Source organism: Pirellulales bacterium (assembly GCA_036267355.1).
Classification (GTDB): domain Bacteria; phylum Planctomycetota; class Planctomycetia; order Pirellulales; family DATAWG01; genus DATAWG01.
Map to the genome: position 1 here is coordinate 1 of DATAWG010000056.1, position 10,407 is coordinate 10,407.

Here is a 10,407-nt window from a genome sequence, read left to right on the forward strand (position 1 = left end):
CGGCCTGGTGATTACGCCCGCCGCGGCGGATGCGGGGCTCGTCAATGGATATCAGATCACGAGCATTACCGGCGGCACGCTGTTCTTGAACAACGGCACGACGCAGGTCACCGACGGCGAAGTGATCACCGCGGCCCAAGGCGCCGCCGGCTTGAAGTTCACCGCCAACTCACTCGTCAACGGCAGTTTCACGGTCCAGGAATCAAGCACCATCGACACCACTGGACTGAGCGGCACAACGACCGCCGCCACTATCACCGTGACCTCTCCGCTACCCTCTTACCCCGATCTGCAAGTTAGCAACTTGCGGCTGTCGGCGACTCTCGCGCAACCGGGGCAAGTGATTACGATCTTTTGGAATGACATTAACGCCGGCGACGGCCCCACGCCGACCGGCGTTGGCTGGCAGGATGGGATTGCGGTCGATAATCTCACGACCGGGCAGACACTTGTTGACACAACGGTTGGCTATAATGCTTCGACGAGCGGCGCCATCGCCGCCGACGGCCAGTCGCCGCAGTTGTCGATCAGTTTCGCCCTGCCCGGCGGTTCTCAAGGCGCCGGATTGTTGGTTATCGCCGTGGATACCAATTTCAACGACACTCTTTTCGAATCCAATGCCAACGGCACGGCCGATAGCAACAATACTGCAACGATTCAGGTCATTTCGACGATCCCGGTGTCAGCGCCGTTCGGAGCGCCGACCGTCACGAATGCGTTCACCGATGCAAACACGCAAACGACCGCCGGCCTTGTAATTACCGCCAACGCGGCCGATGCGGCACTGGTCAATGGCTTTCAAATCACAAACATCGCTGGTGGATCGCTGTTTTTGAACGACGGTGCGACGCCGATCGTCGACGGTCAGGTCATCACGGTCGCCCAAGGCGCCGCGGGCTTGAAGTTCACTCCCACGGCCAACTCGTTCGCCAACGGCGGGTTCACCGTTCGAGAGTCGGCCACCGTCGACGCGTCCGGCATCAGCGGGGCAGCGGCCACGGCGACCATCAATGTGCGCATCCCATACGCAGTCATTCAATTTTTCGATCCGATCCAGATGCCCGGCGATCCGGCTTCCGGCGGCACACTGGACTCAACCACGAACGGCGGCACGACGAACGGCGGTTCCCCCAATGGCGGATCGATGGTCGGAGGCGCGGCAAGCGGCTTTGTGTCGGCGGTCGTAGCGGACGACGAAGCGGCGGCGGCCGGCGCGCAATCCGGGAACAAATCGGTCGGCATTCCGATGGTAGCTCCGCTTGTCGCGGCCCTGCTGCCGACCGTGCGACAGAACTCGGTTGCCGGCGGCGGCAACGCCTTGGGCGAAGTTGGCAGGCCGCAATACAGTTCGCTGGCGATGGGCTCTCTTTCCAGCAGCAGCGAAGAGCGAATGCGCAGCGGCGGTGGTCCGATTCTCGAAGGGCTAGCGCCCGACGTCGTTATGGTGCAGTTTCAGGCTTTAGTTCCGGAGGTCCAAATCGCGGAGTTATCGGACGCCAGACCCGATCCTCCGGATCTGCCAAGTTTGCTAGTCCGCCCGGCGGAGGGCTTGACGCTGCCGGAGGCGCCGCAACCGGACGCCGCGATTTCGCCGCTCAAGTCATGGCGAACAGTGATTTTTTCAGGCATCGCGATCGTCGGATCGCTGCTGTTGGCCGGCTCGGCGTTTGTGCGTCGAAAGGTCGCCTCCCGTGAAAGAAAGACTGGGAAGTGAGATGGCGATTGGGTGTCAAGGATGGTTTGTACGGTGGCGCCGACGCGAGGTTGGACGAGCCAATCGCGGCGCCCATCGTAGTTGGCTCGATACGGAATCACACGGTTAAATTTCCCCAACAATCGAACGGCGAGGTGCGATGATGGCTCGATTGCAACAGCCCGCATTCCAGCTCAATGCGGAGTCGAAAGTCGTGATGGCGTGCGTGGATGCCTTCGAGCAATCCGCCGCCGACAAGAAACACGACCTGCGAGAGTTTCTCGCTGGAGTTCCGGAGGAATATCGGCCGTCCGCTTTGTTGGAGCTCGTGCGCGTCGATTTCGAACGGTGCTGGAAGCGTGGCAATCGGCGCCCGATCGCGCAATATCTCGAGGAGTATCCGGAACTTCGCACGTCGGAGAATTCGGTGTTGCAGTTGCTGCATGCGGAATTCGAGTTTCGGTTGAAGATCGGCGAGCAGCCTTCCGGCGACGAATATCGTAAAATCCACCCCGGCTTCAGCACGCATGTTTCGAAGGGGACCAACGCCACCGAACCGCTGGATTCTGCCTCCGGCGAACGCGTTGAAAAGCAGCCGGACTACATCGGTAAATACAAAATCTCGCGCACGCTCGGAATGGGCGGCTTCGGCGTTGTCTATCAGGGCCGCGACGAGCAACTTCAGCGGGATGTCGCGATCAAGGTCAGCCGCGCCGCGCAAGCTCGCCGCGGCCTGCCGGAAGGGCTGCTGCACGAAGCGCGCAGTATCGCTGGCTTGGATTATCCGGGCATCGTCAAGCTTTGGGAAATCGGCGAGACCGAACAAGGCGACGGCTATGTGGTTTATCAATTCGTGTCGGGCCAAACGCTCCAAGATCGGATTCGGCACCGCGACTACGACTTCGCACAGGCGGCCGAGTGGATGGCGCAGGTCGCCGACGCCCTGCAATACGCCCACACGCAAGGCGTCGTGCATCGCGATATCAAGCCGGCCAACGTGCTGATCGATGCGGATGGGCGGGCGCGCATCGTCGACTTCGGCCTGTCCACTCGGAATGAAGAATTTTACGCCGATCATCGTGGCCGCGTGCTGGGCACGCTGGCGTATCTCAGTCCGGAACAAGCGCGCGGCGAATCGCACTGGGCCAGCGCCCAGTCGGATATCTATTCCCTGGGCGTTGTGTTGTACGAAGCGATCTGCCGCCGCGTTCCATTTCATGCGGGAACGAAAGCCGAGTTGTTGGAGCAGGTCGATCGCAGAGCTCCACCACCGCCGCGGAGTGTCGATGCCGCGATACCCGCCGAATTGGAAGACATTTGCCTCAAGGCATTGTCGAAGGAGCCCCAGCAGCGATACAAGACGGGAAGCGATATGGCAACCGCGCTACGTGCGGCCGTGCGGCCTCACGGCTCCGTGTGGCCTCGCGTGGCGCGGGCCGCCGCGGCGCTAGTCGCCGTTGCGGCGGTGTGCGTCGTGGCCGTGACGCTGATGAATCCGAAATCCTCTCCGATATCGTCGACGCCCCTGGACCTGACGCATTTCAACCTGTATCTCCCGCAATTCGCTCCGCTGACGCGTGACGACTTGCCGCTAACATCGGAGAAACATCTTGAAATCGAGGCGTCGCTGAATCGAGCCGGCTACGCCTACTTGCTGGCGTATGAGAATCAGAGCCCGGGCCGGCTGCTGTGGCCCGCGGGTCCGGCGGCACTTGCGAACCAACGTAAAACCGATGTATTCACGTTTCCGCCGGCCAGCGATCCCGACGCCATATTGGCGGTCCCCGACACGGACGGCGCCAGTTTGTTCCTCGTGATGGTTTCCGCCGAGCCGCTCGACCAGGAGCAGCTCGACAAGTTGCTGGAGACTCCGCCGAACTTGCATCTTACTCCGCAAGAGAGCGCTCATTTGAAGGTCGCCTTCGACGTCGTCGATCGCGCCCCGAAAGCGCGCACGGAATTTCCGCTTCGTAGCGACGGCCAATCGAACGCTCGGCCTTCCGTATCGGATGAGTTCAAGCAATTGCTGCGCGGCGGCGATGCGCAGCGCGCGTTTTACGGGATGATTCTGCCTCACGTCAAGAAAACGGCTCCCAGCAAGGAATAAACCCCATGCGTCGTTGGTGGTGGATCGGCTGTTGCGCGATTGCCGCGGAGGCCGGCCTGATGGGGCCGCGGCTCGGCGATGCTCGGGCATGGTCGCAAGTTCCTGCCGCGGTCGGGAACGCGGCGGCGGCCCGCCCGCGAGCGGATACCGCCGCAACGCAGCCGCAAGGCGCCGCCGCGAACGATGTTTCCCGGCCGGCGACTGGGCAATCGCTCAGACAGGCGCGAACCCTGATCTGGCAACGCCGATTTCGCGCGGCGGAGAAGCTGTTGCTGGATCAACTAAGCGGCGCGCCGCAGGAATCGATGGTGTCGCTGGAAGCAACGTTGGGCGAAGTCTATTTTCGATCCAGGCAGGATGATAAGGCGCTGTCCTGGCTGAGCCGTTCTCTAGCGCGGTATGAGCATGTCCGCCAGCCGACGCTGCAAGCGCTGGCGGAGGAAAGCCGCGTCGTTGGAATGTTGTCCGACACGTACGCTCGACAAGGTCAACTCGCCGATGCGATCGCGTCGCTCGAGCAGATGTTGGCTCATTACGACCATAAGGATGTCGTCGATGTTCCGACACAAATGAATCTCGTGGTCCGCCTTGCCGCTTTGCAATCGGAGAAACCGGCGCCGGCTTCGGCAAGAACCTCGCTGGACGATGAGATCGAGTGGCTGACAAAGCGCTTGCAGGCGGATCAATCCCGCGGACGGATCAGGCCCGAGGATTATGTTCAAGCAGTGGTGTGTCTGGCGCGGTACCAGAGCCTTGTGATGCGGCCCGACTTGGCAATCACGACGCTGAAGGATCTGATCGACAAGCATAGCGCGGCCCTCGATCCCTCCGACGCCCTAGCGCTGTCCGCGCAATTGGCCGATGTTTATCGCAAGCAAGGCGATCTCAATCGCGAAATCAAGGTGCTCGAAGGTGCTTTGGCCAAGGCTCGAACGCTACAGGCCGCTACGGCACGCGCCGCCGCCGACTCCCGTCTGCGGCGAATGTACGACGTCGCGCAATTGGAGCAACTTCTGGCCGACGCCTTGCTGCGCGACGGCCGGCTGCCGCGGGCGGCAGAGCATCTCGAATCGGCGACGCACGCTTATCAAGCGGCGCAAAAGCAAGCCGCTCTGCGCGCGCGGGACGAAGGGGATAGCGAGGAGATTTCAGACACGTTGCTGCTGGAGCGGATCGTCGACGTCGTCGATCGGCTGATGGAATTGCGTGGCGCGGGAGATATTTCCTTGCTCGACAACATTCATCTGCACGAGCAGTTGCTTGCTCAATTCGGCCAGTCATTGCTGCCGAGCGATCCTCGCATCGCGCGCGTGGATATTTCCTTGGATGGTTTATATCTTCAGAATTCGCAATTCGATTTGGCCCGAACAAGATTAGCACAAGCGCGCGACTATTGGTCGCGCTATCGGCCGAAGAATGTTCCCGTCCTCGTGCAAACGCTCGACTTGCTGGCCGAAACCGATTTGGCGACCTCGACGCGCGACTCTCTGCAAGATGCAGCCGGTGCTCTCGCCGAGGCAGCCGAATTGTGCGATGCATTGCCCCCAGCCGATTCGCTCCGCGGGTGGGTCCGATTGAATCTCGGCCGGCTGAAGGCGGCGCAGGGCAGTTATCAGCAAGCGCTCGACGATTTGGGACAAATCGTGGCCGATCGTCCGGGGCGCTCGGTGTCGCCCCGGCTGCGCAGCCTTGCACTCCTGCAATTGGGCCTGCTCTACAAGGAGCAACTGGAATTCGATGAAGCACTCAAATTCTGCCGTCAAGCGATGGAAGCGCGGCAGGCGGACTTGCCCGCCGATCATCCCGAACGGCTTGCGTATTTGCTGGCCTTGGGCGAACTGTATGCCGCTCGCAACGACGCCGCACGGCACGACGATCAATCCCTGCAAGACGTGATTCAGCAGGCGGACACGATCAGCCGGCAATTGCCGGAAGACCATCCGAGCCGCGCCGCGGTGTTGCATTTGCAAGCAATGGTGCATTACCTCAGCGATCAGCGACATGCCGATGCCGACCAACGGCAAGCGGCCCGGACCGTATGGCAACAATTGGCGACGATATGCCGGCGCACGGGCCAGCAGTCCGTCGAAGCGCGAACGTTGCACTACTTGGCGCGCCTCGATTATTTGGATTGGACTGCGGAACTGAAGATCTGGAGCAATCGCTTGCGGTCGGCAGCATCAAGCGGCGACGACGCGGCAATCAAAGCCTTGAAGCAGCGGATCGGCGAACACAATACTCGCCAGACGCAACTCGATCATTCGCGGCAGGAATATCGTCTGGCCGTCGAGGCCTACCATCAACTGGCCGACGAACGCTACGAGGTCCGGCAACAGGCATTTCAGTCTTTGCAAAACAAGTTGACCGCCATCCAGCACGAGGAATCGAGCCTCAATGAGTTGGCCGCGGCGCTCGGCCAAGAGCGAGAGAAGCTGCTTAAGGCCCGTGACGAGGCGTTCTCGCGTCGCGGCGCGGTTGGCGGCGACAACCGTTCCCAATGGAAGGAATTGCTCGCGCACGGCGAGCAACTGGAGGAGCAAGCGATCGTCGAATTGCGAGCGACCGGGCTTTATCCCAGCCTGCAGCATGCGGCTCTCTGCAATGAAGCGGAGATCTTGCAAGCCAGTCGCAGTTGGACGATGCCAGGCAGCGCGGGTTGCTCGAACGCGCGCTCTCCGCCTTGCAACAGGCCAATGAGGTGATCGAGAATCCGCGGGCCGCCACGTTCAGCGGCGATTTCATGCGCGCGGAATTCTTTTCGCAATATCAATCCGCTTTCGATCTACAGGTTCAATTCCGCGTTCAGGCAGGTCAATTTGCCGAGGCGCTGGTCGCCGCCGAGCAAGGCCGCAGCCGCACGCTGCTCGATCAATTGTGGCCCAATGCGGCCCACCATTCCTTCTCGGCCGAACGAACCGCTCGGATCGTGGAACAATGGCGCACGTCGGATCAGCCGCTGCTGTATTACTATGTCGGCAGCGCGGCTAGCTATCTCTTCGTGCTCGGCGGCTCGCGGCACGAAATTCAGTCGTTCCCCTTGAAAGCCGGAGCGGAGACGGGCGTTTCCGCGCCGGGGAGCAACGCGTCGTCGGCTGCTATCGCGGAAGTCGTCGAGCGGCTTCGTAATACCTTTCGCAATGAGCGAAGCGCCCGCGAGATTCTGTCAAACGCAGCCGTCGGGTTGAACGTGGCCAATGCTTCGGCAGTTCTGATGCCGCCGCCGGTCGTCGAATATTTGCGGCAGGAACTTGCCCGAGGAGCGAGTTGCGTCACGGTGATTCCGCACCAGTCCGTATCACAGTTGCCGCTGGAATCGCTGCTCGTCGGCGACGCAAGGAGCCGCTGCTATCTTGTCGAATGTTGCCCACCCATCGTGTACGCTCCATCGCTGAGCGTGTTGGCGGACCTCGAGCGGCGTCAGTCCGCTTCGGCCATGGCTCCGAGCTTGCTAACCATTGGCGATCCAATCCTTGCCGCATCCAAATCCGATGCGGGCCACGGCGGATCGGACCCTAATTCGGGCTTAATCGAATTGCCGGAGACCGAAAATGAGTGTCACGACATTGCACGCGCTTTTGCCGGTCGTTTTGGCGATCGGAGCGTCGTCGTGCTGACTCAAGCGGCGGCTAGCGAAGCCCGATTCCGCGCCGCGCTTGAGAACGGTCGTTTCATGTTCTTGCATCTTGCAACGCATGGGATCGTCGGCGTTGATCGAGGTCAGCCATTCGGCCGGATGGTGTTGACCGCGCCCGCGTCGCTTCCGGTTTCGAAAAACGATGACGGATTCCTCGATCTCGAAGAGATTCGCAATCTCGATCTGGCGGGCTGCGAGCTGACCGCATTGAGCGCTTGCAACACGAATCTCGGCACCGCGATCGGCCTGCACGACATTCGCGGCAATGGCGACGGAGCGTCGCTTTTGTCGCGGGGCGCTGCCTCCCGCCGTCTCGCCAACACCGACACCTGTTTTTCGCTGGCCAGCGCTTTCCTGGCGGCCGGCTCTCGACGGGTGCTGGCCACGCAATGGGAAGTCGCCGATCGTTCGACCAAGATATTGATCGTGTCGTTCTTCGACAAAGTAAGTCGCGAAATCGCCGCCGGCCGCTCTCCGAACTACGCGCAACTGCTCGCCGAAGCGCGCCACGATCTGCGAGTCTTCCACCCGGAATTCGACACTCCCTTCCACTGGGCGCCGTTCGTCTTGATCGGTCCGGCGCAATCGGCGGCGCCGGCGCAAAATCGCGCCGGCGAGCCGATCGCGAAATAAACGCGCCGACGCCGACGGCGCCTGTCCATGACACGCATCACTTATGCGACGCGGCGCGGGCCAAGCAAATCGAGAGCCGCTTGCCCGGTGGTATCGACGGTTCGTTCCGTGCAGCGATGCCCCTCGGCAATTTGCTCGATGGTCTCTCCGAGCAACATGCTCACGAGAATGCAGCGGCGCAAAGTCGAAAATGCGTCGAGCAGCTTTACGGCAAATTCCAGCAGCCGATCGACGTTTTCCGAAGAGTTGATCGACGCACCTCGGCTGGACTCGGTAATCGATGCGGCTTCGATCATCGCCTTCCAAAGTTGCTCCGACGACGGATTGAAGCCGGCTGGGGCGAGGGCTGACGGTTCCTGGGCGACGAAGCCCGCGACAACCGTATCCTTGCGGCGCAGACGTCGCCGCGTGGTTTCGATCAGTCGTTCGAAATCCTCGTTTCCTCGGCGGCTTTCGCGCGCTAGATGTTCGGTCGAAAGGCTCGCGAACGTCGCCGAGACGCATTCGCAATATTCGGGAAATCGCTGCAAATAGGCGTCGCGACAAAGTTTCGCTTCGGCCGGACCACGCAGCGCCAATTCACTGGTAAGCAATTCGCGAAAAAGATCGGCGCGATCAACGTCCGTCACGTGGGCCAGATAGTCTTCGATGCGAGGTTGATTTTCTTGGCCCCAGGCTTCCTCGAACCCGTCGCAAATTGCGTCGATCGTCTTGTTGCGAGCGAGCCGGGCCTTGGCATCGACAGCGCGTTGGGCATCGGAAGTGCTCATTCTTCAGCCGACCAGGAATCGCGGATCAACGCTATCTTCCGTTCCACCGTACGAACATTACGGCCCAGCCGTTGGGCAATTTCCTCGTTGCTGAAGCCACCCATCTTCCAATGAGCGATCTCTCGCAACTGGGGGTTGTCGAGTTTGGCCATCAACACCCTGCACTCATCCGCCACCTGGGCGGCGAAGGCCGGAGTCGGCTCAGTCCCTTCGGCAGCATCAATTCCCGTTCCTCGCTCGGAATCCCCTGGTTTTTGGAAGAACGATTCGCCGCGCACCTTTCCCAAATTGCGACGGAGGGCGAAATGTCGCCGCCGCTGAGCGCTGACTTTGCGAGCCGTAATGACGATCAGCAATTTCCACAACTCGGTCTCGTCGTCCAACCGCGGGAATCGGCCAGCACGAGCGCCACTAACGAAACTCTGTATCGCGCTTAGCGCCAAATCCTCCTCATCCGCCACGCGGCGGGGCAAGCCTCCCAACCGACGGCGTGCCAAACGAACGAGCTCGTGAAAGTAGTGCTCCCAAACTCGTTGCGCCGCTTGAGAATCGCCTTGCTGAAGCTTGGCCAGCCAAGCTTGCATGTCTTCGGACATGCGATCGCCCCGATCATACTAGTGCCGTCTGAGTAGCCATTGGTAGTGCCCATAATTTATCACCCTCAATCAATCTCCACCAGTCGGGCAATCTCTCCGGAATTACGTCTTTGTGACCGTTCATCGAACAGCATTGAATCGGGTCTTGCGCGCGTCGGTCCGCCCGACCGACGTCGATTCTTGGGGACTCCGGCTTGCTCTCGACAATGTGCCAGCGCCGAAGTTTCGCTGCACTCGTATTCACCATTTAGATTCGGTAATTGCGAGTCAGCGGCTCGCGGAGGTCAGATCGGAATCGAGCGTCGCACTGCCAGAAAGCATATCCAGTTTGGCGGAGCGGAAAGTTACGCCGCAGTTGTTTGCCCCGAGCCCAAGCTCGCTCGGATGCCCATCGTCGTCGTGACTGGGTGTGGTGGGATTTCCGGTCCATTGGGGCAGATACGGTTTGCCATCGAGAGACGCATCGATGCTCGCATCATCGTCGGCATTGACTCGAACGCTGACGAACAGCTGATAGCGGTGGCCGTTTTCAAGACCCCCAGGCCGCACGGCGATCGGGTTTCTCGCGTCGGCTGGGGATAAACCGTTCACTTGGTCCAGGCCGCTGTCGCCACCGGACATGTGGCTCAAAAAAACCGCGCACGATCGCGATCCGACGGGAATCAGCACCCAAAGAAGAGTTTGATTCAGGAGCGAGTGTGAGCGTCAGGTTTGTGGGTAAACTTGGCCCTTAGTTTGGGTGGTCCCGCCAGAAGGATTCCCATTGGCTATCTTCGCTGAGCCACAGGGCGCGAAGGTGGCACACCGCGTCGGCGCCGTCGACGCCCCAACGCATGCCGCTGCATTTGAGCCGTTCGGTCACCACCGTTCGACAAGCCGCTTCTACCGGACCCGAGCCGATCTGCCAGCCCGCGGCGATATACCGTGGGTAATCCATGCGATGCCGATGGTTGCCAAAGTATTGCACCGTCACG

8 protein-coding genes are annotated in these 10,407 nt (G+C 60.9%); 5 read left to right on the top strand and 3 right to left on the bottom strand.

Annotated features, from left to right (window positions below):
- The 4 genes from VHX65_08930 to VHX65_08945 form a co-directional block, all read left to right on the top strand.
- A partial coding sequence (locus VHX65_08930; GenBank protein ID HEX3998657.1) for a hypothetical protein occupies positions 1-1,714 on the top strand: 1,714 nt, incomplete at its 5' end.
- A 142-nt stretch (positions 1,715-1,856) separates the two neighbouring features.
- Positions 1,857-3,800, top strand: coding sequence for a serine/threonine-protein kinase (locus VHX65_08935; GenBank protein ID HEX3998658.1), 1,944 nt, complete (start codon positions 1,857-1,859; stop codon positions 3,798-3,800).
- Positions 3,801-3,805: 5 nt separating this feature from the next.
- Complete coding sequence (locus tag VHX65_08940; protein HEX3998659.1) at positions 3,806-6,502, top strand: tetratricopeptide repeat protein; 2,697 nt, start codon at positions 3,806-3,808, stop codon at positions 6,500-6,502.
- The gene (locus VHX65_08945) at positions 6,481-8,067 is read left to right on the top strand and encodes a CHAT domain-containing protein (protein HEX3998660.1); all 1,587 of its coding nucleotides are present in this window, start codon (positions 6,481-6,483) and stop codon (positions 8,065-8,067) included. The genes VHX65_08940 and VHX65_08945 overlap by 22 nt, the downstream gene beginning before the upstream one ends.
- 41 nt (positions 8,068-8,108) lie before the next feature.
- On the opposite strand, the gene VHX65_08950 is transcribed toward VHX65_08945, so the two are convergent.
- Entirely contained in the window at positions 8,109-8,837 is a 729-nt protein-coding gene (locus tag VHX65_08950; GenBank protein HEX3998661.1) for a hypothetical protein, read from the bottom strand.
- Positions 8,838-8,908: 71 nt separating this feature from the next.
- Here VHX65_08950 and VHX65_08955 point away from each other — a divergent pair, with 71 nt between their 5' ends.
- Positions 8,909-9,274 (top strand): hypothetical protein, encoded by a 366-nt coding sequence (locus VHX65_08955; GenBank protein ID HEX3998662.1) that lies wholly within the window; start codon positions 8,909-8,911, stop codon positions 9,272-9,274.
- Positions 9,275-9,700: 426 nt separating this feature from the next.
- Here VHX65_08955 and VHX65_08960 read toward each other — a convergent pair whose 3' ends face one another.
- Together VHX65_08960 and VHX65_08965 are read right to left on the bottom strand one after the other, a co-directional pair.
- The gene (locus VHX65_08960) at positions 9,701-10,054 is read right to left on the bottom strand and encodes a hypothetical protein (protein ID HEX3998663.1); all 354 of its coding nucleotides are present in this window, start codon (positions 10,052-10,054) and stop codon (positions 9,701-9,703) included.
- Between the two features lie 109 nt (positions 10,055-10,163).
- The coding region (locus VHX65_08965) for an ISKra4 family transposase (protein HEX3998664.1) at positions 10,164-10,407 on the bottom strand (244 nt) is incomplete at its 5' end.